This is a genomic window from Mesorhizobium sp. B2-3-15, assembly GCF_006442875.1.
Classification (GTDB): domain Bacteria; phylum Pseudomonadota; class Alphaproteobacteria; order Rhizobiales; family Rhizobiaceae; genus Mesorhizobium; species Mesorhizobium australicum.
This window is the reverse complement of sequence record NZ_VFVO01000003.1, coordinates 25,670-48,488: the sequence shown is the minus strand read 5'-3', so window position 1 is coordinate 48,488 and position 22,819 is coordinate 25,670. Positions and strand designations below refer to the sequence as shown.

Here is a 22,819-nt window from a genome sequence, read left to right as displayed (position 1 = left end):
CCTCCTCATTGCCGCATCGCCCTGCCCTGGGGACCGTAGGGCGAAGCCGCGATGACCCGCGCCGTCCGTTCGACGCCGACAATGTGCACGCAAAGCGCCATCCCCTCCCCGGCGAAACCGTCGTCCACCAACGCCAGCGCGACGCTCTTGCCGATCGTGGTAGCCAAATCCACCCGAGGCGCCGACAAAGCCACCCCCGATAACCACTGCGCGATAGTGCGGCTTCAAGGCCTCCGCTCGCGGTCAGTTCGAAGCCGGCATCATATCCGTACTAGACATAAGTGTCTATTACGCCAGAGACGCTCATGGGCGGTCACCAATTCCCGCTCTCCAGCGTTTTTCATCTGCACATGGAGAGACCGGCGGACCCGTATCGCGCGCTGTCACGCAAGCATCATGTTGACGCCTTAGATCGCTTTCGGGGAGGCACGCGCGGCATCATCGATGCGGCACCTCTTTTTCATTTTTCCTTCGGCCGCTCCGGCGTGCTTCGTAATAAAGAGGATTGTCCATGAAACACCTGCACCGAACCGCCTCGCTCGGCGTCGCGCTGGCCTTGTTCACCGCCCTCACCCCGGCGCTTGCCGATGGCGTGGCCTACATCAACAAGGGCCTCGTCGGCGTCGGCCGCATCCGGGCCGACCAGCGCGACAAGTTCGGCGAGACCTTCGGCTCGGGCTCGGGCATGGCGATTGACATTTCGGGCTGGACGCATGATGCCGGCACCTACAAGGGATCGCTCTGGCTCTTGCCCGACCGTGGCTACAATGTCGCCGGCACCACCGACTACCGGCCGCGCCTCAACACCATCGCCATCGAGTTCACGCCTGTCGCGCCGGGCGCTGCTCCCGCCGCCGGCCAGGAACAGACGGGCGTCAAGGCGACGCTTGCCGACACCATGCTTCTCACAGACGACAAGGGCGCCGATGCCACCGGCCTCGATCCGCTGTCGGACGTACGCGCCGCGGCCGGCGACATGCCGATGCTGCCCGTCGCCACCAATGGCAAGCTCGCGCTCGACAATGAAGCCATCGTGCGGCTGCCGGACGGCTCGATGTTCATCTCCGACGAGTACGGCCCAAACATCTACAGGTTCTCCGCGCAAGGCCGCCTGATGTCGGCGACCCAGCCGCCGGCGGCTCTAGTGCCGATGCGCAAGGGAGCGCCGAACTTCTCCTCCGACAATCCCGGGCCGGGCGCCGCCGACCCTGATCCGAAGGATCCCGAAACCGGGCGCCAGAACAATCAGGGCCTCGAAGGCATGGCGATGACGCCGGACGGCAAGTTTCTCATCGCCGTGCTGCAGTCGGCGCCGCGCCAGGATGGCGGCGATTCACCCTCGACACGGCAGAACACGCGGGCGCTGGTCTACGATGCTTCCGACCTCGCCCATCTGAAGCTCGCGCATGAATATGTCGTGCCGCTGCCGGTGTTCAAGGATGCCAAGGGCAAGACTAAAATCGCCGCGCAGAGCGAGATCGTGGCGCTTTCGGCCACGTCCTTCCTGATGCTGGCGCGCGACAGCGGCAACGGCCAGGGCTTGAAGAAGGGTGACGCTTCGCTCTACCGCCAGATCAACATCGTCGACGTCTCCGGCGCGACCGACATCGCGGGCGGCGCGTTCGACGCGGCCGACAAGCCGGTCGCGCCCAAGGGCGTGCTTGATCCCTCGGTGACGCCGGCCAAGCTGACACCGTTCATAGACATCAACGACGCCACCGCGCTTGGCCACTTCGGCCTGCACAATGGCGGCGCGAAGGACCACAACGAGCTTTCGGAGAAGTGGGAAGCGATGTCGTTGGCCAGCGTCCTCGATCCCAAGCTGCCCGACGACTATTTCCTGTTCGTCGGCAACGACAATGACTTCCTCGCCCAGGACGGCTTCCAGGTCGGCGCGCCTTACAAGGCCGACGACGGCGCCGATGTCGACACCATGTTCCTGGTCTATCAGGTCACGCTGCCAGGTCTCGGCAAGAAGTAACGATCACTGCTCAAGCGGGCGCGCCTGGCGCGTCCGCTTGAGCAGGTGGTGAAGGCCTACTTCAGGAATTCCGCGTCCTTCGGCACGCCGGCATCGATCGGCTCGGCCGTCCTGCTCGACACGGCCATGATCTTGCCGGCTGCCGACAGGTTGGGCCGCACGAAGACCTGAGCGGGAGGTCGATGATGTCCTGGTTCATAAGCGCACGCAGCCGGACGACGTTCTTGCCGATGGAATTCCATTCCGGCGTGCCTGACCGATCGACGGTCACTGCGCCTCGGCGCAGGGTGCATCTCGGTCCGGCCTGCGATATCGTCGCGGGCCAGAGTCACATTTGCCAGGTTGGCCGCCATGGACGAAAAAATGCCCGCACGCCGGCGTACCGGCGACCTGACCAGCGGCCCGATCCCGCGCACGCTGCTGTTCTTCGCCTTGCCGGTGCTCGGCTCCAACGTGCTGCAATCGCTGAACGGCTCGGTCAACGCCGTCTGGGTGGGCCGCTTCCTCGGCGAGTCGGCGCTGACCGCGACGTCCAACGCCAACCTCGTCCTGTTCCTGATCCTCGGCACGGTGTTCGGCATCGGCATGGCGGCCACAATCCTGGTGGCGCAGTCGGTCGGCGCCCGCGACCTGCCCGAGGCGCGCCGCATCGTCGGCACCAGCGCCACCTTCTTCTTCCTCGTTTCAGTGGTGTTCGCGGTCTGCGGCTGGATCTGGGTCGACGCCATCCTGGGCGCGCTCGGCACGCCGGCAGACGCCTTGCCGCTTGCACGCTCCTACCTGCGCATCATCTTCGTCGCCGTGCCGATGATGAACCTTCTGTCCTTCGTCATGACCGTGCTGCGCGGTGCGGGCGATTCACGCACCCCCTTCATCTTCATGGCGCTGGCGGTCGTGCTCGACATCGTGCTCAATCCCCTGCTCATCCGCGGCATCGGCCCGTTTCCTGAACTCGGCATCGCCGGTTCCGCCACCTCGACGCTGATCGGCCAGACCGTGAGCGTCGTCGCCATCCTCGTCGTGCTCTACGCGCGCAAGCATCCGTTGCGGCTGGCCGGCGCCAATCTCGTCCTGCTGCGCCCGGATCCGGCGCTGCTGCGCATCGTCGTCTTCAAGGGCGTGCCGATGGGCCTGCAGATGATCGTCATCTCGGCGGCCGCCCTGACGGTGATGGGCATCGTCAATTCCTACGGTTCGCAGGTCGCCGCCGCCTACGGCATCGCCGCGCAGCTCTGGACCTACATCCAGATGCCGGCGCTCGCCATCGGCGCCGCGGTCTCTTCCATGGCGGCGCAGAATGTCGGCGCCGGCCACTGGGACCGGATCGGCCGCATCGCCGCCTCCGGCGTCGGTTTCAACCTTGTCCTGACCGGCGCCCTCGTCGCGCTGCTATGGGTCTTCGACCGTTCGATCCTGAGCCTGTTCCTGAGCAGCGACAGCGCGGCGATCGATATCGCCGCGCATATCAACACGGCCGCGTCCTGGTCGTTCATCCTGTTCGGCATCACCATCGTGCTGTTCGCCACGGTGCGCGCCACGGGTGCCGTGATGCCGCCGCTGATCATCCTGGTGATCTCGGTGCTCGTCGTGCGCACCGGCTTTGCCTATTACATGCGCGGCGTGATCGGCGAGGAAGCGCTGTGGTGGAGTTTTCCGGCCGGTTCGATCACCTCTCTGATCCTGGCCGCGATCTACTACCGCTTCGGCGGCTGGCGCAGCTTGCACATGATCGAGAACAGGCCGGCTGCCGGCGAACCGCCCGACACCGGCCTTGGCATGCCGCGCCAGCGCGCGAACATGGCGCCTGAAACACCGAACGGCTGATGCCGGCCCGCCTTGCCGGCGTGCCTTGCCGGGCTGGCGCGGCGGTCTCAGCGCCTCTGTCCGAGCCCGAAGGCGAGCGCCACCAGCGCGAACGCGATGATCATGGCCGCGAAGGCCAGGCTCGCGACGACAGCACTGGCATAAGTCGACACGACGCCGATGCCGATGACAGGCAAGGCGTTGCCGACAAAGCAGCAGACGAAGAAACTGGACACGACCTCGGCGCGGCGATCCCGCGACGCGATCTCATTCACCACTTGCAGGCCGCCGCGATAGCCGAGCGCTGCCGCCACGCCGCAGCAGGCCGTCGCCGCGATCATCAGCGCCATCGAGGCCAGCATCTGCGCCGCCACCACAAGCATGGTGCTTGGGATCATCAAGGCCAGCGCGGCCAGCATCGCCTTGCTGCTCCCCATCCGCGCCAGCGCCACGATGCTGATTGCCGCGACCATCGCCAGTTCGAAGAACAGCGCACCGGCCACGGCGTGGTTGGCCTCATGCAGTTGCTGCGCCAGGATGCTCGGCGCCACCGCCGCATAGAAGCCGACCAGCGCCATCGCGCCAAAGCCGGTCACCGCCGGCGCCACGAAGCGCGAACGGATCTGCGCCGGCACGGAAAGCCGCGGCCGCATGGAGACCTTGCCAAGGCCGCCTGGCTTCATCACCGTTTCGCGCGTGCGCCAGACCATGATCGTCACCACCGCGAGCGCCGCCAGGTAGACAATGAAGACCAGACGCAATGGCCACGGCTCGTATTGGGCCAGCAGCCCCGAAACAAGCGCCCCGAAACCGAGGCCGAGAAAGTTGGTGCTGGTGGCGATGACGCTGGCGCGCGACTTGCCGGCCTCTGGAAGAAGCTCGGCGATCCACGCGGTTCCCGTCCCGGCGCCCACGCCGATGCCAAGTCCGCTCAGGATCCGCGCAACATCGAGCGACGCGACATTGCCGGCAAACAGGAACACAACCGCGCTGATGACGGCGACGATCATGGCTGCAAGCGCCGCCGGCCGGCGCCCGACGACATCCGAAACGCTGCCGAACACCAGCAGGGCGCCGAGATTGCCGACGACATAGACCGCGTAGGTCAGCGTCAAGGTGATTTGCGAAAAGCCGAATTGCTGCTTGTAGACGATATAGAGAGGCGTCAGCACCGTGCTGCCGGCAAACAGCACCGCGATCATCGCCGCGACAGTCGGGATCGCGAGGACGTCGCTGCCGGCTTCGTTCTGAGTTTGCGTCAGATCGCGAAAGGCCATGGCCAACCTCGTCACCAGGTTCAGGGGTCGCGACGTTAACGCCTCCTCACCGCCGACGTTCCGGTCGATGGCCAGGCTCCTGACACCACGCTGGGCGTTGCCCGGCCAGCAAGCCGATGATCGCAAAAAATGGCTCGGGGCCAGCGGCCCGATCCATCACGGCATCCTTGCCGTACTAGGCGCAATCAGTCCTGTTTGCAGAAAAAACCGGGCCTACTTGCAGGAGAAACCAGGTGCGATCTTGCACTTGCCGGGACGCGGCTTGTGCGGCGGGCGGTGGTGGGGAGGACGGTGATGGGGCCGATGATACCAGTGCGGCGGCCGATGCGGCGGGCGCACGATGATAACCGGCGGATGCACGACTTGGGTCCGCGAGAGATAGCCGGAACTGGCCCAGCCGCTGACACCGCCGCCATGGATCCTGCACCAGCCCGGCTGACAGCCGGTCACGTCGACCCTGAGACCGGCCGGCAACGTCCCGACCTTCGCGTATCCCGCGCCAGGTCCGGTACGCACGTTGAGGCTCGTCGTCGTGTGGGCGCCGTAGGCGAAGGCCGCGGCGGACGTCCCGAAGACGGCGGCCAGAATGGTCGCTATCGCAAGCAGAAATCGAAATCTCATCAGTCCCTCCATCGAGCGCCGGCCGTTCGACTGCTTCGGCCGGGACTGCGTCGCAAGGGGAGAGGCTGGGCAGGGAAAAGTCAACAAGTTACCAAGGCCAATCACCACGATCACCGATCCGGGTGGAAGTTTCCCCTGATATAGTTGAGGAATTTTGCGTACGCCGTTTATCGGCATGCCAACATCCGCTAACGATTTACTATCTTTCGGCAATTCGTCGCGGACCGAGGTGGTGATCATGGGCAAGGGCAGGGTCGAGGCATTCACCGACGGCGTGGTGGCGATCATCATCACCATCATGGTGCTGGACTTGAAGGTACCGGAAGGCGAGGATTTTTCGGCGCTGCTGCCGCAGTGGCCGGTCTTCCTGTGCTACGTGCTTTCGTTCATCAATGTCGGCATCTACTGGAACAATCTGCACAACATGTTCCATACCGTGCAGCGTGTCGACGGCCGCGTGCTGTGGGCGAACCTGCATCTGCTGTTCTGGTTGTCCCTGATGCCGGTGACGACCGCCTTCATGGGCGAGAACCATTTCGCCGCGGTTCCGGTCGCGGTCTATGGTTTTGACCTTGTAATGTGTGCGACCGCCTACAGCATCCTGGTCATTGCGCTGCATCGGCTGCATGGGCCGGACACCGCATTCGCCAAGGCAATCGGCCGCGATCGCAAGGGAAGGATTTCGCTCGCCGTCTACATAGCGGCCGTTGGGCTGACCTTCCTCGACCGGTGGATCGGCGTGGCGCTCTATGTCGCCGTCGCCCTGATCTGGCTGGTGCCGGACACGCGCTTTGCGCGGGTGATCGAAAAATAGCCATCTGCCTGACGCAATCCGGCAGGGCAAACCGCTTCACACGTTTCGTGGAATTGCCTAACCGCGCATCGCCTTCAGCTTTTCCGCCACGGAAGCGGCCAGATCGGCATAGCGCTCTTCCAGCCGCTCCGCCGCCTTGATGATCGAGAAATCATGGCCGAACTTTTCCAGCGCCATGCGCAGTTTCTCGACGAACTCGGCCTGTTGCTCGAGCGCCGAAAACAGAGTCTTCACCTGGGCTTCGCTGATATCGGGGTTGGCCAGCATCTGCGGCACCTCGCGCCCCATCCGGTCGCCGGTGGCGGTCTGTTCCTTCAGAATTGCAACCCAATCCGTCAATCGGAAATCTCCTTTTTGGCGTCGTAGCATGCGCAGCCCCGACCGGGCCGGTCAACCCGACAAGCCCGACGGAGGCTTGCGCAGGCCCGTTCCGGCGCTAAGTTCGGCGCCATAAAAAAAGGAAACCATCGCCGATGATCGCCGACACCGAGATCCAGACCGCCCTGCCAGCGCTTGCCCCTGGCAACACCGCCGTCATTACCGGCGCCGCCAGCGGCATCGGCCTTGCCGCGGCCAAACGGCTGGCGCTGATGGGCATGAAGATCGTGCTGGCCGACATTGGCGGGCCGCGCCTCGACGATGCCGCGCGGGCCGTCTCCGCGATTGCCGGTGACGACGCCGTGCTTGCCGTCGCATCGGACGTTTCGAAGGCCGATGAGGTCGATCGCCTCGCCGACCGGGCATTCGGCGCCTTCGGCGAGGTCTCGCTGCTGATGAACAATGCCGGTGTCGGCGACAACCCCGGAAAGCCCTGGGAAAACCGCGACGGCTGGAAGCGGCTGCTCGACATCAATTTCTGGGGCGTGGTGCATGGCGTCGAAGCTTTCGCGCCGCGCATGCTGGCGTCGGCCAAGCCGGGCCTGATCGTCAACACCGGCTCCAAGCAAGGCATCACCACACCGCCCGGCAACCTCGCCTACAACGTTTCCAAGGCTGGCGTGAAAACCTTTACCGAGGGCTTGGCGCATGCGCTGCGCAATGAACCCGGCGCCCGCCTGTCGGCGCATCTGCTCATCCCCGGCTTCACCTATACCGGCCTGACCGAGGGCGCGACCGAAAAGCCGGCGGGAGCGTGGACGGGCGAACAGGTGATCGATTTCATGCTGGAATCGCTGGTCGGGGGCGACTTCTATATCCTGTGTCCCGACAATGAGGCGGCGCGACCCATGGACGAAAAGCGCATGGCCTGGGCGATCGGCGACATCATCGAAAACCGCCCTGCCTTGTCGCGCTGGCACCCCGACCACAAGGATGCATTCGCGGCGTTCATGAAGCGATGAGCATGTCCCGAACATTGGCTGCGGTGCGGATCACATAACTCGAACACCGGCGGAACACTCGGGATTGACCGCGGGTTCAGCCGCCGGCGCTTCGTGCTACCTCTTTTTTCGGTTTGCGTTTTGCCGCCACGACTTTCTTTGCGGCCATGGTCGCGACTTTGTCGTCATGCCGCTTCGCCGCGACCTCGCATTTGGCGCGGATCTCCTGGACCTCGGCTTCAGTCAGGTGCTCGATGCCGATGAAGGTGTTTTTGGCCTCGCTGACCCGTATCAACTCGTCGAGCTTGGCCTGGATCGCGGCGCCGTCCCGATTCTGGGTGTTTTGGATGAGAAACACCATCAGGAAGGTGATGATCGTGGTTCCGGTGTTGATCACCAACTGCCAGGTGTCGGAAAAATTGAAGAACGGCCCGCTCACCGCCCAGACGATAACGATCAGGCAACACACCGCAAACGTCAGCGGTAGGCCGGTGAGATGGGCGATCTGGTTGGCGAATTTGGTGAAAAGCTTCTCGATCATGAGGTCCCTCAAAACAGCGCCGCGTCATGCGGTCCGCCGGAAGAAACAACCAGCAGCCATTTCGGGTTCCCGCCGGTAAAAAATACGACCCACGCAATCGAATGCACGCAAAGCGCGCATCTGGAACAAAACACACCTTATCGGTTTAAGGTCATTGTAGCCGTGCAGGCAAAGAGCCTGTTCCTTCCGCTTCACAGCGGTTTACCTCCAGCCCCTTCCGCTGCGCCACCCCCGCATGGCGGAAGGGGTTTCATTCCGTCAGACGGCGTCGTTTTCCCAGCGGTCGAGGAAAGCCTCGATCGGCATTGCCTGCATGTCGGGAACCGCCCTGGCGAGTTTCTCGACGGGCCAGTCCCACCAGGCGAGAGCTTCGATGCGTGCCGCTATTTCAGGGGCAAAGCGCTGCTTGAGCGGCTTCGCCGGCACGCCGGCAACGATCGTGTAGGACGGCACGTCCCGCGTCACCACCGCATTGGCGCCGACGACGGCGCCATTGCCGATGGCGATCCCAGGCAAGATGACCGCGCCATGGCCGATCCACACATCATGGCCGATGGTCACGGCCTTCGACCGCCGCCGCTCACGGAACGCGGCATCGACGCCCAGCCAGCGGAAATACTCGTTCGGCCGATAGCTGACCTTGTGCTGGGTCAGCCGCTCGATCGGATGCTCCAGCGCATTGATGCGGCTGTTGGCGGCGATCGAGCAGAATTTGCCGATCGTCGTGTAGATCGCCTCGGCATGGCGTTCGAAATAGGAGAAATCGCCGACGATGACCTCGCGCAGCACGACGCGTTCGCCGATCGCGGCGTAGCGGCCAAGCTTGCAGCCCTTCATCTCAGCGGTTGGATGAATGCGCGGCTCGGGATCTTTCGCAACGAGATCTTCAGAACGGTCCATGCCGGCGGCTTTACGTCAGACCGATTGGTCCCGCAAGCGGGGCCAATCGTCAGTCGGAACGGACAGGGTAGAGTTCGACCCGCCTATTTCGGCTTGCCGTTGCTCCACACCACGTTCTGGCCATAGAGCGGCACCGTCGTAACCGACATCTTGGCCGAGCCGTTCTGGACTTGGCGCGAATGCGACAGATAGATCAAGGTCTCGTTGGCCTTGTCGTAGATGCGGTTCACCACCTGCTTCTTCCAGATCAGGCTGATGCCTTGTTTGAAAACCTCCTCGCCGCCTTCGCTCGTATCAATATCCCCGATGGTGATCGGACCGGTCTGACGGCAGGAGATCGAGGAATCGCTGGGATCCTCGAACCAGTTGCCCTTGTGCAAGCGGTCGATGACACTGCGATCGAAATAGGAAACGTGGCAGGTCACGCCCTCCACTTTCGGATCCTTGATCGCCTCGACGATGATGTCGTTGCCGATCCAGTCGACGCCGACCTTGCCGACTTCCTCGGCAATGGCGCTACCGGCGGCAAGCACGACACACGCGGCCAAGGCACCGCCGATCAGTTTTCGCCCAATCAATCCTCGCCCAATCAATCCTCGTCCGATCAATCCTGGCCCAGTCAATCCCGGCAAAGAATCCTCCTGCGGTTCGGGTTGCCGGGGTCTCAAGTGGGGCCAAGGCTGACACATTGCAAGCCGGAAGGTCGGATCAAACCGCAGGCATCCGCCACAGCCGGTTGCGTCAACGCGGCATCTTTGCGTGTACCCCGTCGAACCGCTAAGACTGTGGCCGACAACGGGTGCATGGTTCTGGCCGGCGCACCGTGACATTACGGACGGACTTTTTTGATGATGCGTTCTATCCTGGTCGGCATTCTCGTTCTGATGGCGGCCGGCATCGGCTGGCTGACCTTCGACTGGTATCGCGGTCACTATGGCGGCGAACCGTTCGGCGCGCCCTTTACCCTGGTCGACCAGAAAGGCGCACCGATCACCGAAGCCGCTTTCCGGGGCCAGCCCAGCGTCGTCTTCTTCGGCTTCACCCACTGCCCCGAAGTTTGCCCGACCACGCTGTTCGAACTCTCCGGCTGGCTGAAGACGCTCGGCGACGACGGCAAGAACCTGCATGCCTATTTCGTATCGGTCGATCCGGAGCGCGATACGCCGCCGGTGATGAACGCCTATGTCAGCAATTTCTCCGACCGCATCACCGGCATTACCGGCGATCCGGACAAGGTCCATGCCATGGCCAAGGCGTTCGGCATCTATTGGAAGAAGGTCGATACCGGCGACGGCGACTACACCATGGACCACACCGCCTCGGTGCTGCTGCTCAACGCCAAGGGCGACTTCGCGGGCACGATCGCCTATGGCGAGAATGCCAGCACCGCCGTGGAGAAGCTGAAGCGCCTCGCCGCGAAGGGCTGACAAGAATTCACATGACCCAGACGCGGCTCCATTTCACCACCGGAAAGATCGAGGCCGAGCGCATCTTCGCGGCGCTCGAAACGGCCTTCGAGGATGAGGGCCTGCCGATCGCCGTGCTGGAGGTCGATGAAGAGGCCGACATCCACGAGGTCTCGCTCTACGCCGATGACGACGTCGAAGCGGTCGAGGCGCGGCTGAAGGATGTTCTCGCCGGCCTGGCTTTGTCGAGACCGGTCGAGCGCGAGGCGTTGCCCGACATCGACTGGGTGGCACGGTCCCTGGAAGGGTTGAAGCCGGTGCGCGCCGGCCGTTTCTTCGTCCACGGCGCGCATGACAGCAGGAAGCGCCACAGCGGCGAACTCGCCATCGAGATCGAGGCGGGCCTTGCCTTCGGCACCGGCCATCATGGCACCACTGCGGGCTGCCTCGAAATGCTGGAGAAAGTCGTGCGGCGCGAGCACCCGCGCAACGCGCTCGACCTCGGTACCGGCAGTGCGGTGCTGGCGATCGCCGTCGCCAAGCTGGCACATATTCCGGTGCTGGCCACCGACATCGATCCGGTCGCGGTCAAGGTCGCCGCCGCCAATGCGCGTCTGAATCACGTCAAAGGCCTGATCGAGACGGTGACCGCGCCTGGCTTTCACCACCCGATCTTTGCCAGGCGCGCGCCCTTCGACCTCATCGTCGCCAACATATTGGCGCGGCCGCTGATGCGGCTGGCACCGCAAATGGCAGGGCATGTCACGCTTGGCGGCTCGATCGTGCTGTCAGGCATTCTCGACCGCCAGCGCGACGCTGTGATCTCGGCCTATGTCGGCCAGAATTTCCGCCACGTCAGTACTTTGCACCGCGAAGGCTGGGTGACGATCCATCTCAAGCACTGAGGCCGGCAAGGCGGTTGCCGGCCCTCAACGGTCCCGGTTGCTGGACTTCGATGCGTGTCGGCAAGAGAATGCCGCCGCCCCTTCATCCATGGCTGGACCAGCCTCATTTGGTTGTCACCCGGCGGACGCTGTAGCAGTTTGCACCAGCCGGAAATCGATTCCGCTTTCCAGGCCCATAGGTTACGGTCGCGCGGATCCCAAGGAGGCCCCATCATGTTCCAGAGCTTCGATTCCACGGGCGACCCGGCAGTCGGCAAACCGCGCGTGGCGCTGCTGCGCCAGTGGCTGGGCGCCAATGGCCTCGATGGCTTCATCGTTCCGCGCGCTGACGAGCACCAGGGCGAATACGTCGCCGACCGGTCGGCACGGCTGAAATGGCTGACCGGCTTCAGCGGCTCGGCCGGCGTCGCCATCGTGCTGCGCGACCGTGCCTTCGTCTTTGTCGACGGGCGCTACACGCTGCAGGTGCGCAATGAGGTCGATCTCGGCATCTTTTCGATCGAAAGCCTGGTCGACAATCCGCCCGCCGTCTGGCTCAAGGACAACATCGGCAAGGGGGCGCGGCTGGGCTTCGATCCCTGGCTGCACACCATCGGCGAGGTCAAGGCGCTGCAGGCCTCCGCCGACAAGACCGGCGCGGTGCTGGTGCCGCTCGACAGGAACCCGATCGACATCATCTGGAAGGATCAGCCCGCCGCACCCGTGACCCCGATCGAGCTTCATCCGATCGGCTTTGCCGGCGAACTCGCCAAGGACAAGCTGGCGCGGCTGGCGACGGCGATCGGCAAGGACGGCGCCACCCATGCGGTGCTGACCGACCCATCATCCATCGCCTGGGCCTTCAACATCCGTGGCGGTGACGTGCCGCACACGCCGCTGGCGCTCGGCTTCGCCATACTCGCCGCCGACGGGTCGCACCAGCTTTTCATGGATCGGCGCAAGTTCTCGCGCCAGGTGGCGGCCTACCTCACCCAGCTCGCCGATCCGCATGAGCCCGGCGAATTCGAAGCGGCGATCGCCGCACTTGCGAAAAGCGGCGCGAAAATCGCGCTCGATCCGGTGCTGGCCGCCGACCGGCTGCGCATGCTGGTCGAGGACAATGGCGGCACGGTGATTGCCGCGCCCGACCCTGCCCGCATTCCGCGCGCCACCAAGAACCAGGCCGAGATCAACGGCTCGCGCGCCGCGCATCGCCGCGACGGCGCGGCGGTGGCCAAGCTGTTGTGCTGGCTGGAGCGCCAGAAACCCGGCTCACTCGACGAAATCGCGGTTGTCACCAGGCTCGAAGAAACCCGCCGGCAGACCGGCGAGGAAACGCAGATGCCGCTGCGCGACGTCTCTTTCGACACCATTTCGGGCGCCGGCCCGAACGGCGCCATCATGCATTACCGCGTCTCGCGCGCCACCAGCCGCAAGCTTCAGGCCGGTGAGCTGTTCCTGCTCGATTCCGGCGCGCAATACCAGGACGGCACGACAGACATCACCCGCACCGTGCCGATCGGCCAGCCGACCGAAGAGATGCGCGAGCGCTTCACGCTGGTGCTCAAAGGCATGATCGGCATTTCCACGCTGCGCTTCCCCGCCGGCACGCGCGGCTCGGAGATCGACGCCGTCGCCCGCATGGCGCTGTGGAGGCATGGCTGCGACTTCGCCCATGGCACCGGCCACGGTGTCGGCTCATACCTGGCCGTCCATGAGGGTCCGCAGCGCATCGCCCGCACCGGCACCGAAAAGCTGCTCGAAGGCATGATGCTGTCGAACGAGCCCGGCTACTACAAGGAAGGCGCCTACGGCATCCGCATCGAGAACCTCATCCTGGTGACGCCGGCCGAACAGATCGAGGGCGGCGACATCGCCATGCACGGTTTCGAGACGCTGACGCTGGCCCCGATCGACGTCAGGCTGGTGCGATCGGATCTGCTGACGCGAGACGAATTGCACTGGCTCGACTCTTACCACGCCCGCGTGCTGGCCGAGATCGGTCCGATGCTCGACGGCGAAACGCTGGCCTGGCTCGAAAAGGCAACGGCACCGCTGCCGCACGACGCGAAGATTTGATTTTCTGAAGCGCTGAAGGGCGTGTCGAGGTTCAGGCCAGGCCGGTTCGAATACGGTTGATACGGAGAACCGGATTGGAGCACCGAAGCGCAGGTATCGGCCGTCTGCGGGCCGGAATCACCTGGATATCGATACGCCCTACCCGACGAACTGGCGCGCTACGATCAATACAGCCGCGCCCGCCAGAAACATCGCCATCAGCCCGCCACGCAGCGCCACCAGCGCGGAGACGACCAGCGCTGCCCACTCCGCCGGGCCCGCGCCGAGCGCCGCCGGCGCCACCAGCGTCGTCAGCACCGCCGCAGGCACGGCGTTGAGCCCGGCCTCGACGCGCGGATGGATGTGATCGAAACGCGAGATGACCAGATGCCCGCCAATACGGGTGAGATAGGTGGCGATGGCGCCGGCGATGATGATCCAGAAGGTCGTGCTCATGGCCTTGTCTCCACACCGCTGTGATGCGGCGGCAGGACGACGGCGAGCAACACACCGGCGATGGCGCCGATCGAAACGTGCCAGGGCGAACCCACTGTCTTGTAGGCGATGATCGAGGCGCAGGCACTGGCGACGACCACCGGCAGCCACAGCGGCCGCTTGCGGAAGCCCATCACCAGGCCAAGGAAATAGATCGGCAGCAGGAAATCGATGCCCAGGGCATGGGGATCGGGAATGAGCTTTCCAAACAGCGCGCCGAGCGCGCTTTCGATGGTCCAGAATACATAGACCGGCAGCCCAAGTCCCAGATACCAGGCAAAGCCGACGGTCTGGCCCGACTGGGCCCTGGCCTCGGCGACGGCGAATTGCGGATCGGTGAGGATGAAGAAACCGAGCGCCTGCTGCACCCCGGACCAGTGCGCGATGCGCCGGCCAATGCCGGCGGAATAGAGCACGTGGCGGAAATTGACGGCGAAGATCGACAGCACGATCAGCCACGGCGCGACATGCTGGCCGAACAGTTCTATGCCGACCATCTGGCTGGCGCCGCCGAAGATCAGCGCGCTCATCAGGAAGGCTTCGAAAACGGAAAAGCCGTTGTCGACGGCGATCGCGCCGAACAGCAGCCCGAATGGCGCCGCCGCCACCACGACCGGCATGGAGAGCCGTACGCCTTGCCAGAAATCGCTTTTCACGCCGTTCTCGGAAATTGCTTGCGCCGACATGTCTCTCCCCGGTCAGAGGGCTGATGTAGGAAGCACTGCCCGGCTTGTCACACGAATTCGCTTGAGCCAAACGATCAGCGGAAATGATCCCTGTTAGGATTCACGCGATATCCTATTGTCGCCCGGCAGGCATTTGGCAGAAATACACGAGGGGGATTCTAATGATTGCTTATGATTTCACCGGCAGGCACGCAGTCGTCACCGGGGCCGGTGGCGGCATGGGCGAGGCGATCACGCTGGCGTTGCTCGATGCCGGCGCGTCGGTCACCGCCATCGACGTCAAGCCACGCCCGACAGCGCTCGCCGCCTATGACGACCGGCTGACCTTCGCCCAGGGCGACCTCACCGACGCCGGCTTTGTTGAACGGACCATCGGCGCTGCGGGCCGCGAACGCGGCGGTATCGACTATCTCGCCAATGTCGCAGGCGTGCTCTGGTTCGGCCGCGACAAGTCGGCTCTCGAGATGGACCTCGACGTCTGGGACCAGGTCTTCAACATCAACCTGAAATCCTTCGTGCACACGGCGCGCGCGGTTGTTCCGCAAATGCGCGCAGGCGGGCGTGGCGGCGCCATGGTGCATTTCTCGACCATCCAGTGGTATCGCGGCGATCCGAAGCCACAGGATGCCTACCAGGCGTCGAAGGCCGGCGTCTGCGCGCTGTCGAAGTCGCTCGCCATGCAGTTGGCCGGCGAGCGCATCCGCTCCAACGCCATCTGCCCGGGCATGGCGCTGACGCCGCTGCAGGCGCGTTGGGACACCGAGGAGAAGCGCGCCGCCGTCGCCGACTACACACCGCTCGGCCGCATCGGCACGCCGCAGGACATGGCCAACGCCGCGCTCTTCCTGCTTTCCGACGCGGCAAGCTACATCACCGGAATAGAGCTGGCCGTCGATGGGGGTCTCCTGATGCGGATGTAGCCCGCCCTGTCCAACGGATCGGAAAACTAACCGGTCACCTTGCCCTGGATCGCCCTGCCCCAGTCGAGCAGCGGCTTGGCGCGTAATGTAAACTCGACAAGCTCGTCGACCAGCGCCGGCGCGTGAATTTCGGTCGGATTGATGACACGCTGGACGACGAAATGCCGGTTGCGCACGGCCTCCGCGAGATCGGCGTCCGCGATCTGCTCAAAACCGCGCGGCGCCCGCTTCATGCGGCCTTCGGTTTCGAATTCAAGGCCGTTTTTCTTCAACGTTGAAAGCAGCTTGCGGAATTCGCCGGGCCGATCGGTGATCGCCTTGCGCATCGCCAGCAAGAGCGGCGGCTCAGGGTTCCACCAGGCCACGTCGGCAAAGCAGCGCTCGAGCCCGATATGCACGTAGAAGACGCCCAGGCCTGTCTTGCTGCCGTCTGGTGACAGAATGGCCGAAACATGCCTGTTGTAGGGACGTTTGTCCTTGGCAAAGCGGACGTCGCGATTGATGCGGAACAGCGATTTCTTGCGGTCGCCGCGCAGACCAAGCCCCGCCGTTGCGAAACGCTCCGTAAGGACCTCGACCAGATCGCCGATCGGCCCATGCAGATCGCTGTCGAAAAGCGCGCGGTTCTCCGCAAACCATTCGCGGCTCTGGTGGAAATCCAGCGCCTTGAAGAACGGCATGGCTTTCGGACCAAAACCTTTGAACGTTCCGTCCGTCACGACTTGCCGACCCGCTGCAGCCAGGTGTCCTCGTCGATGACCTCGACGCCGAGTTCGCTGGCAAGCTTGAGTTTGGAGCCCGCACCCGGTCCCGCCACCAAAAGATCGGTCTTGGCCGAAACCGAACCGGCCACCTTGGCGCCGAGACGTTCGGCCATCGCCTTGGCTTCGGAACGGGTCATCTTTTCCAGCGAACCGGTAAAGACAATCGTCTTGCCGGCAACTTCGCTGTCGGCCGAGACGGTAACGATATAGGGCTTCGGCTTGACCTGTTGCAGCAACTTCTCGAGCACCTCGTCATTGCGCTCGTTGCCGAAGAAATCGCGCAGCGCATCGATCACCGTATCGCCAATGCCGTTGATCGACGGGAAGACCGAATGCGGATCCTCCGCCGCCGCCGTCTCCTTGCCGACCCGGATCAGCTCCTCGATGGTCGAGAATGTTCGCGCAAGCACGGCGGCCGTCGTCTCGCCTATATGGCGGATGCCGAGCGCGAAGATGAAGCGGTCGAGCTCCGGCTCGCGGCGCGAATCGATGGCCGCGAACAATTTGTCGAGGCCTTCGTAATTGCGGTCCTCGACGCTGCGCACATTCTTGCGGGTCTTGCCGGATGCGGCCTCGCGTTGCCTGGCCTGCTCCTCGCGCCGCTCGGCCAGCGCCTTGGTCACGGCGGGGCGGCGCTCCCTGAGCGTGAAGATGTCGGCGGCTGTCTTGATCAAACCCGCATTGAAAAACGTGTCGATGTTCTCCGCGCCCAGGCCTTCGATATCCAGGGCGCCGCGCGACACGAAGTGGCGCAGCCCTTCCACGGCCTGCGCCGGGCAGATCAGTTCGCCCGTGCAGCGGCGGCGCGAATCCTCCTTGCCGGTCTTCTCGTTGATCTCGCGCGTCGCCGGCGAGCCGCAGATCGGGCAAGAGTGCGGGAATTCGTACGGCACGGCATCGGGCGGACGCTTGTCGATGACGACGCTGACGATCTGCGGGATGACATCGCCTGCCCGCTGGATCACCACCGTGTCGCCGATGCGCACGTCGATGCCGTCGCGGATCGGCTGGCCGGTGCTGTCCAGGCCCTTGATATAATCTTCATTGTGCAGCGTGACGTTCTCCACCACCACGCCGCCGACCGTCACCGGCGCAAGCCGCGCGACCGGCGCCAGCGTGCCGGTTCGGCCGACCTGGATGTCGATCCTCTGCACGGTCGTCATCGCCTGTTCGGCCGGGAATTTGTGCGCGACGGCCCAGCGCGGCTCACCGGTGACGAAACCCCAGCGGCGCTGCAGCTCCAGCTGGTCGACCTTGTAGACGACCCCGTCTATGTCATAGCCGAGCGACGAGCGTTGCTCCTCGATCAGGTGATAATGCGCGACCAGTTCCTCGACCGATTTCGCCCGCACCATCAGCGGGCTGATCTTGAAGCCCCAATCGGCGAATCTCTGCACCGCTTCATACTGCGTTGGTGCCGGATCCGCCGTCGTGTAACCCCACGCGTAGGCAAAGAATTTGAGGTTGCGGCTGGCGGTGACGGATGGATCCTTCTGGCGCAGCGACCCGGCCGCCGTGTTGCGCGGATTGACGTAATCCTGGCCCCCCACAGCCGCCGAGCGCGCCTTGAGCGCCTCGAATTCGGCATAGGTCATATAGACCTCGCCGCGGATCTCGATGGTCTCGGGCCAGCCTGAACCCTTCAGCTTGGCGGGAATGTCGGCGATGGTCCTGAGGTTGGCGGTGATGTCCTCGCCGACAGCGCCGTCGCCGCGCGTCGCGCCTTGCACGAACACGCCCTTTTCGTAACGCAGCGAAGCCGACAGCCCGTCGATCTTCGGTTCGGCGGTGAAGGCAATGTCGAGGTCCTTGTCGCGGTCGAAGAAGCGCCGGCCGCGCTCGATGAAATCGGTGACGTCGGCGTCGGTATAGGCCTTGGCGAGGCTGAGCATCGGCACGGCATGGCGCACCTTGGTGAAGCCTTCCGCCGGGGCGGCACCCACCCTGAGCGAGGGCGAATCCTCACGCACCAGCCCGGGAAAGCGCTCCTCGATGGCAAGATTGCGCCGCCGCAGCGCGTCATACTCGGCGTCCGTGATCGTGGGCGCGTCCTCGGCATGGTAGCGTCGGTCATGACCGGCGATCTCCTCGGCAAGGCGCTGGAGTTCGGCTTCAGCCTCGCTTTCGCTGAGCGAATCGACAGGTTTTTCGGCCATGCTTTTTGTCCCTGAACGGTGGCGCGCCACAATAGAGCATGATCTTGAAAGGTGGGAACCGGTTTTCGGAAAAGATCATTCCTGAACAGCAGGATGGAGCCATATCCTGACTCGCCCCATGATGCCTGATCGTTTCATGACGCCTGATCGTCTCATGACGCCGGATCGTCTCATGCCGCGTTTGTATTCTCGCGCAGCAGCCGCTCGGCGGCGGCGCGCGCCTCGTCGGTGATCGTGGCGCCAGCCAGCATGCGGGCGATCTCCTCCTGCCGCGCCGTCCTGTCCATCTCGGCAATTCCGGTCGCGACACGGTCGGTGCTGCCCGATTTGGAGATCAGGAAATGTGTTGCCGCGCGCGCCGCCACTTGCGGCGCATGGGTGACGGAAAGCACCTGGACGCGCTTCGACAGCCGCGCCAGCCGCTGGCCGATGGCGTCGGCGACAGCGCCGCCCACCCCGGTGTCGATTTCGTCGAAAACCAATGTCGGCGCCGAGCCACGGTCGGCCAGCGCCACCTTTAACGCCAGGAGAAAGCGCGAAAGCTCGCCGCCGGAGGCAACCTTCATCATCGCCCCGGGCCGCGTGCCAGGATTGGTGCGCACCCAGAACTCGATCTGGTCGATGCCCTCTTCCATGCGCGCCTCGGCCTCGCTCTTCATCTCGACGATAAAGGCCGCGCGTTCGAGCTTCAGCGCCGGCAGTTCGGCCATCACCGCCTTGGTCAGACCGACCGCCGCGGCATGGCGAAGCGAGGACAGCTGTGCGGCGGCGATGTCATAGGCTTCGCGCGCGGCGGCCGCCTGCTTTTCCAAGCCGTGCAGGCGTTCTTCGCCGGCGTCGAGATCGGCGAGATCGGCAACCATCGTGTCGCGCAGCTGCGCCAGGTCGTCGACGGCGACGCTGTGCTTGCGTGACGCCGCGCGCAGCGAAAACAGACGTTCCTCGGCTTTCTCCAGCCGCTGCGGATCATACTCCGTGGCACGAAGCGCGGCCTCGACGCCCGACTGCGCCGCGTCGAGAGACAGCATGGCTTCGTCCAGCGACTTCACCACGTCCTCGAGCAGGCCGGGCGCCTCCGTCGCCTTGCGCTGCAGCCGTCTCAGCAGGCTGGCCAGTTGCGGCAAGGGCGAGGACGGGCCCGACAGCACATCCTGCGCGTCGTGAATTTCGGAAGCGATCTTCTCGGCGCGCATCATGTGGGCACGCAGCTCGGCAAGTTCGGTTTCCTCGCCCGGCTGCGGATCGAGCTTGGTCAGTTCGGCAACCGCGGCGCGCAGATAGTCGGCTTCGCGCGCGGCGGCTTCCACCTTGGCGCGATGGCGCGTCAGTTCCTGCTGGGCGGCGCGCCAGTGCCGCCATGCCTCGCCGGTCGAGCGGACGGCGCCGAGATGGCCGCCGAAAGCATCGAGCACATCGCGATGCGCGCCGGGATCGACCAAGGCGCGCTCGTCATGCTGGCCGTGAATCTCGACCAGGGCGCGGCCGACATCGCGCATCAGCGTCACGGAGGACGGCTGGTCGTTGACGAACACACGGGTCCGGCCATCCGCCGTCTGCACACGCCGCAGGATGACGTCGCCATCGTCCTCGATGGCGTTTTCGGCGAGCAGCGCGCGCACCGGATGGTTGCGCGGAACATCGAACACGGCAATGACCTGGCCCTGGGACGCGCCGTGGCGCACCAGCGAGGCATCGCCGCGCGCGCCGAGCGCCAGCGACAGGGCATCGAGCAGGATGGACTTGCCGGCGCCGGTTTCGCCGGTCAGCACGGAAAGGCCCGGCTGGAAGTCGATGTCCAGCTTTTCGATCAGGACGATATCGCGGATCGACAGTCTGGAAAGCATGAGAAACCGGACCTATTGCATGCCGCCCAAAAGTGGACCCGGTTTCGGGATAACGACAGGCACGAAAAACAAAAGGATAAAGCGGCACCCGACAGTTGGAGTCGCAGCGCCGCACTATCTTTTTGTTTGAGCTTCGGATCAATCCGAAAAAGCGCGCTGCGCGCTTCGCTCGGAGGCTCCGCGGTCAGGCGCCGGTGATCAGCTTCCCGGCCTTGGATATCCACGACCCGGCATTTTCACGCGGCGCCAACCCGTTGCTCTGCAGCAGCTTGTAGGAATCCTTGTACCACGAACTGTCGGGATAGTTGGTACCGAGCACCGCGGCCGCCGTCTGGGCCTCCGAGGTCAAGCCCAACGCGTAATAGCTTTCGGTAAGGCGCGCGAGCGCTTCCTCGACATGGCGGGTGTTGGAATAGTTTTCGACCACGGTGCGGAAGCGTTTGACGGCGGCGATGTACTCGCGGCGTTCCAGATAATAGCGGCCGATCTGCATTTCCTTGCCCGCGAGCTGGTCGTTGGCGAAGCGGATCTTTTCCTTGGCATCGTCGACATATTCCGACGTCGGCCAGCGCGTCACCAGGTCCTGCATCGTCTGCAGGGTCTGGCGTGCTTCCTTCTGGTCCTGCGTCACATCCTTGATCTGGCGATAGTAGCTCAGACCAATGATATACTGGGCATAGGCCGCGTCATCCGTGGACGGATAGAGCGCCAGGTACCGCTTCGCCGACTGGATCGCATCGTCGTAGCTGCCCTTTCGATAGTCGGCGAACGCGCCCATCACCATCGATTTGCGGGCCCATTCCGAATAGGGGTGCTGGCGGTCGACCGCGTCGAATTTCTTGCTTGCCTCGTCCAGGCGGCCGGCGTTCAGATTGGCCAGGCCCTGATTGTAGAGAACGTCGGCCGGTTCGGTCTGATCGACATAGGTCGACAGGTCGATGTCTTTTTCCGACGACATGCAAGCCGCCAGAAAGAGCGATGGAACAACCACCGAAAGCGCCAGGAAAACAGACCGCTGCGGCGCTTTCGATTGACCGACTCGCTTGAAGAACATGATTGGATTGCGCCCTTTCGGCGTTATTTTAATGCTCGTTGCATGCAGTTGTCCCAAAACTGGTCCCCACCTTTGAGCGACATGCACTAATCGACGGCAGCAGCCATAAACCATAACCGCCTTGCCCGGCAACGCTATGTCCAGCCAATCGCACATTTTTGTGGCGGCGGACCGTGGCGTGAAAATCTACGCAATTTCGCCGATGGATGATGCATTCATGCAACACCCATACCGCCATGAATCCGAAAAAGATTAAGAAAATCAGATCATCCAGGGCGCATAGAGAGGCGCATTGACGGCGTTCATCTCGGCGGCGCGACCACGCTCACGGCGTGTCGTCTCGACTATCTCGAAGGCGGTGCGGTCCGACAGCAGGCGCCGCAGTGCGGCGGCGTTCAGCCGATGGCCGCCGCGATAGGAGCGGAAACAACCGATGAAGCGCGCGCCGGCCAGCGCCAGGTCGCCCATGGCGTCGAGCGTCTTGTGGCGCACGAACTCATTGGGATAGCGCAGGCCGCCCATATTGATGACGCGGTTGTCGTCACCGATCACCAGGGAATTTTCCAGCGAGGATCCCAGAGCATAGCCGGCGGCCCACAGCCGCTCGACGTCCTTCATGAAGCCGAAGGTGCGGGCCCGCGCGATGTCGCGGCGGAAAATATCGGCGTTGATGTCCGATGCGAAGAGCTGACGGCCGATCGCCGGGCTTTCGAAATCGATCTCGACCTCGAAACGGGTGCCGTCATAGGGCCTGAACTCCGCCCAGGAGGCGCCGTTCTCGATGCGGACCGGCTTGACCACCCTGATATAGCGCCGCTTGACGGCCAGCGTCTCGATGCCGGCCAGGTCGATGGCTTCGACGAACGCCATGGCGCTGCCGTCGAGGATTGGGACCTCGTGGCCGTCGATCTCGATGATGACATTGTCGATGCCGAGCCCGAACAGGGCAGCCATGATGTGCTCGACCGTGGCGATGTGCTCGCCCGAAGGATCGCCAAGCATGGTGCAAAGGTCGGTGGCGCCGATCTCGGAAAACAGGGCGCGGAACTCACGGCCCTGCCCGTCTCCATTGAGGAGCGCGAATACGATGCCGGTATCGGCATCCGCGGGCAGGAAACTGATGGAAACTTCTTTGCCGCTGTGAACGCCGGTGCCTGTAAGCGACGCGCGCGTCTTCACTGTCGTCTGGTGGTCGTGCAAGACAATCCCCATGAGCCCGTAATGCCTAGGTCCGCTTCTCCAGCCCGAGGGCGCGGCTCTTGTAAAATCGGCAGGCAGGGCGACTTCCCCCGAATC

Annotated in this window: 24 protein-coding genes; 9 read left to right on the top strand and 15 right to left on the bottom strand. The window is 64.0% G+C overall.

Annotation, left to right across the window (positions count from 1 at the left end; translation table 11 throughout):
- Positions 1-5: 5 nt before the first annotated feature.
- Complete coding sequence (locus FJ954_RS31490; RefSeq protein WP_181177786.1) at positions 6-173, bottom strand: hypothetical protein; 168 nt, start codon at positions 171-173, stop codon at positions 6-8.
- 132 nt (positions 174-305) lie between these two features.
- Between FJ954_RS31490 and FJ954_RS07375 the strand changes: the two genes are divergently transcribed.
- Together FJ954_RS07375 and FJ954_RS07370 are read left to right on the top strand one after the other, a co-directional pair.
- Positions 306-515, top strand: coding sequence for a hypothetical protein (locus FJ954_RS07375; protein ID WP_140660931.1), 210 nt, complete (start codon positions 306-308; stop codon positions 513-515).
- The gene (locus FJ954_RS07370) at positions 512-1,981 is read left to right on the top strand and encodes an esterase-like activity of phytase family protein (RefSeq protein WP_140660930.1); all 1,470 of its coding nucleotides are present in this window, start codon (positions 512-514) and stop codon (positions 1,979-1,981) included. Before FJ954_RS07375 ends, FJ954_RS07370 begins: the two co-directional genes overlap by 4 nt.
- 56 nt (positions 1,982-2,037) lie before the next feature.
- On the opposite strand, the gene FJ954_RS07365 is transcribed toward FJ954_RS07370, so the two are convergent.
- The gene (locus FJ954_RS07365) at positions 2,038-2,334 is read right to left on the bottom strand and encodes a hypothetical protein (RefSeq protein ID WP_224523296.1); all 297 of its coding nucleotides are present in this window, start codon (positions 2,332-2,334) and stop codon (positions 2,038-2,040) included.
- 10 nt (positions 2,335-2,344) lie between these two features.
- Here FJ954_RS07365 and FJ954_RS07360 point away from each other — a divergent pair, with 10 nt between their 5' ends.
- Complete coding sequence (locus FJ954_RS07360; RefSeq protein ID WP_246681031.1) at positions 2,345-3,805, top strand: MATE family efflux transporter; 1,461 nt, start codon at positions 2,345-2,347, stop codon at positions 3,803-3,805.
- A gap of 47 nt (positions 3,806-3,852) precedes the next feature.
- Here the strand turns inward: FJ954_RS07360 and FJ954_RS07355 are convergent, their stop codons facing one another.
- Together FJ954_RS07355 and FJ954_RS07350 are read right to left on the bottom strand one after the other, a co-directional pair.
- Entirely contained in the window at positions 3,853-5,061 is a 1,209-nt protein-coding gene (locus tag FJ954_RS07355; protein WP_140660928.1) for an MFS transporter, read from the bottom strand.
- 213 nt (positions 5,062-5,274) lie between these two features.
- Entirely contained in the window at positions 5,275-5,682 is a 408-nt protein-coding gene (locus FJ954_RS07350) for an SH3 domain-containing protein (RefSeq protein ID WP_140660927.1), read from the bottom strand.
- Between the two features lie 238 nt (positions 5,683-5,920).
- Here FJ954_RS07350 and FJ954_RS07345 point away from each other — a divergent pair, with 238 nt between their 5' ends.
- Positions 5,921-6,496: a TMEM175 family protein gene (locus FJ954_RS07345; protein ID WP_140615661.1), complete on the top strand. Its 576-nt coding sequence runs from the start codon at positions 5,921-5,923 to the stop codon at positions 6,494-6,496.
- Positions 6,497-6,553: 57 nt separating this feature from the next.
- Here the strand turns inward: FJ954_RS07345 and FJ954_RS07340 are convergent, their stop codons facing one another.
- Complete coding sequence (locus FJ954_RS07340) at positions 6,554-6,835, bottom strand: hypothetical protein (RefSeq protein ID WP_140660926.1); 282 nt, start codon at positions 6,833-6,835, stop codon at positions 6,554-6,556.
- A 134-nt stretch (positions 6,836-6,969) separates the two neighbouring features.
- Here FJ954_RS07340 and FJ954_RS07335 point away from each other — a divergent pair, with 134 nt between their 5' ends.
- Positions 6,970-7,836, top strand: coding sequence for an SDR family NAD(P)-dependent oxidoreductase (locus tag FJ954_RS07335; protein ID WP_140660925.1), 867 nt, complete (start codon positions 6,970-6,972; stop codon positions 7,834-7,836).
- 76 nt (positions 7,837-7,912) lie between these two features.
- Here the strand turns inward: FJ954_RS07335 and FJ954_RS07330 are convergent, their stop codons facing one another.
- From FJ954_RS07330 to FJ954_RS07320, 3 genes are all read right to left on the bottom strand, one after another.
- Positions 7,913-8,356 carry a low affinity iron permease family protein gene (locus FJ954_RS07330; RefSeq protein ID WP_181166289.1) on the bottom strand — a complete coding sequence of 148 codons (444 nt, stop codon included), beginning with the start codon at positions 8,354-8,356 and terminating at the stop codon, positions 7,913-7,915.
- Between the two features lie 258 nt (positions 8,357-8,614).
- Positions 8,615-9,256 (bottom strand): DapH/DapD/GlmU-related protein, encoded by a 642-nt coding sequence (locus FJ954_RS07325; protein WP_140615655.1) that lies wholly within the window; start codon positions 9,254-9,256, stop codon positions 8,615-8,617.
- An 83-nt stretch (positions 9,257-9,339) separates the two neighbouring features.
- Entirely contained in the window at positions 9,340-9,831 is a 492-nt protein-coding gene (locus tag FJ954_RS07320; RefSeq protein ID WP_167331157.1) for a CreA family protein, read from the bottom strand.
- A 273-nt stretch (positions 9,832-10,104) separates the two neighbouring features.
- Between FJ954_RS07320 and FJ954_RS07315 the strand changes: the two genes are divergently transcribed.
- From FJ954_RS07315 to FJ954_RS07305, 3 genes are all read left to right on the top strand, one after another.
- Positions 10,105-10,683, top strand: a complete 579-nt coding sequence (locus FJ954_RS07315) for an SCO family protein (protein ID WP_015317227.1) — start codon at positions 10,105-10,107, stop codon at positions 10,681-10,683.
- 11 nt (positions 10,684-10,694) lie between these two features.
- Positions 10,695-11,567, top strand: coding sequence for a 50S ribosomal protein L11 methyltransferase (locus FJ954_RS07310; RefSeq protein WP_140660924.1), 873 nt, complete (start codon positions 10,695-10,697; stop codon positions 11,565-11,567).
- 213 nt (positions 11,568-11,780) lie between these two features.
- Entirely contained in the window at positions 11,781-13,625 is a 1,845-nt protein-coding gene (locus tag FJ954_RS07305; protein ID WP_140660923.1) for an aminopeptidase P family protein, read from the top strand.
- A gap of 138 nt (positions 13,626-13,763) precedes the next feature.
- On the opposite strand, the gene FJ954_RS07300 is transcribed toward FJ954_RS07305, so the two are convergent.
- Both FJ954_RS07300 and FJ954_RS07295 read right to left on the bottom strand, forming a co-directional pair.
- On the bottom strand, positions 13,764-14,060 hold the full coding sequence (locus tag FJ954_RS07300) for an AzlD family protein (protein WP_023769676.1): 297 nt from the start codon (positions 14,058-14,060) through the stop codon (positions 13,764-13,766).
- On the bottom strand, positions 14,057-14,785 hold the full coding sequence (locus FJ954_RS07295; protein ID WP_140615647.1) for an AzlC family ABC transporter permease: 729 nt from the start codon (positions 14,783-14,785) through the stop codon (positions 14,057-14,059). Before FJ954_RS07295 ends, FJ954_RS07300 begins: the two co-directional genes overlap by 4 nt.
- Before the next feature lie 161 nt (positions 14,786-14,946).
- Here FJ954_RS07295 and FJ954_RS07290 point away from each other — a divergent pair, with 161 nt between their 5' ends.
- The gene (locus FJ954_RS07290; protein ID WP_140615645.1) at positions 14,947-15,705 is read left to right on the top strand and encodes an SDR family oxidoreductase; all 759 of its coding nucleotides are present in this window, start codon (positions 14,947-14,949) and stop codon (positions 15,703-15,705) included.
- A gap of 26 nt (positions 15,706-15,731) precedes the next feature.
- Here FJ954_RS07290 and FJ954_RS07285 read toward each other — a convergent pair whose 3' ends face one another.
- The 5 genes from FJ954_RS07285 to lpxC form a co-directional block, all read right to left on the bottom strand.
- A complete protein-coding gene (locus FJ954_RS07285; RefSeq protein ID WP_224683959.1) occupies positions 15,732-16,424 on the bottom strand; it encodes a TIGR02453 family protein in 693 nt (230 codons plus the stop codon).
- Positions 16,421-18,625 carry an NAD-dependent DNA ligase LigA gene (gene ligA / locus FJ954_RS07280; RefSeq protein ID WP_140660922.1) on the bottom strand — a complete coding sequence of 735 codons (2,205 nt, stop codon included), beginning with the start codon at positions 18,623-18,625 and terminating at the stop codon, positions 16,421-16,423. The genes FJ954_RS07285 and ligA overlap by 4 nt, the downstream gene beginning before the upstream one ends.
- Before the next feature lie 170 nt (positions 18,626-18,795).
- Positions 18,796-20,469 (bottom strand): DNA repair protein RecN, encoded by a 1,674-nt coding sequence (gene recN / locus FJ954_RS07275; protein WP_140660921.1) that lies wholly within the window; start codon positions 20,467-20,469, stop codon positions 18,796-18,798.
- Between the two features lie 184 nt (positions 20,470-20,653).
- Positions 20,654-21,523, bottom strand: a complete 870-nt coding sequence (locus tag FJ954_RS07270; RefSeq protein ID WP_015317218.1) for an outer membrane protein assembly factor BamD — start codon at positions 21,521-21,523, stop codon at positions 20,654-20,656.
- Positions 21,524-21,784: 261 nt separating this feature from the next.
- On the bottom strand, positions 21,785-22,735 hold the full coding sequence (gene lpxC / locus FJ954_RS07265) for a UDP-3-O-acyl-N-acetylglucosamine deacetylase (protein WP_140660920.1): 951 nt from the start codon (positions 22,733-22,735) through the stop codon (positions 21,785-21,787).
- Positions 22,736-22,819 lie beyond the last annotated feature (84 nt).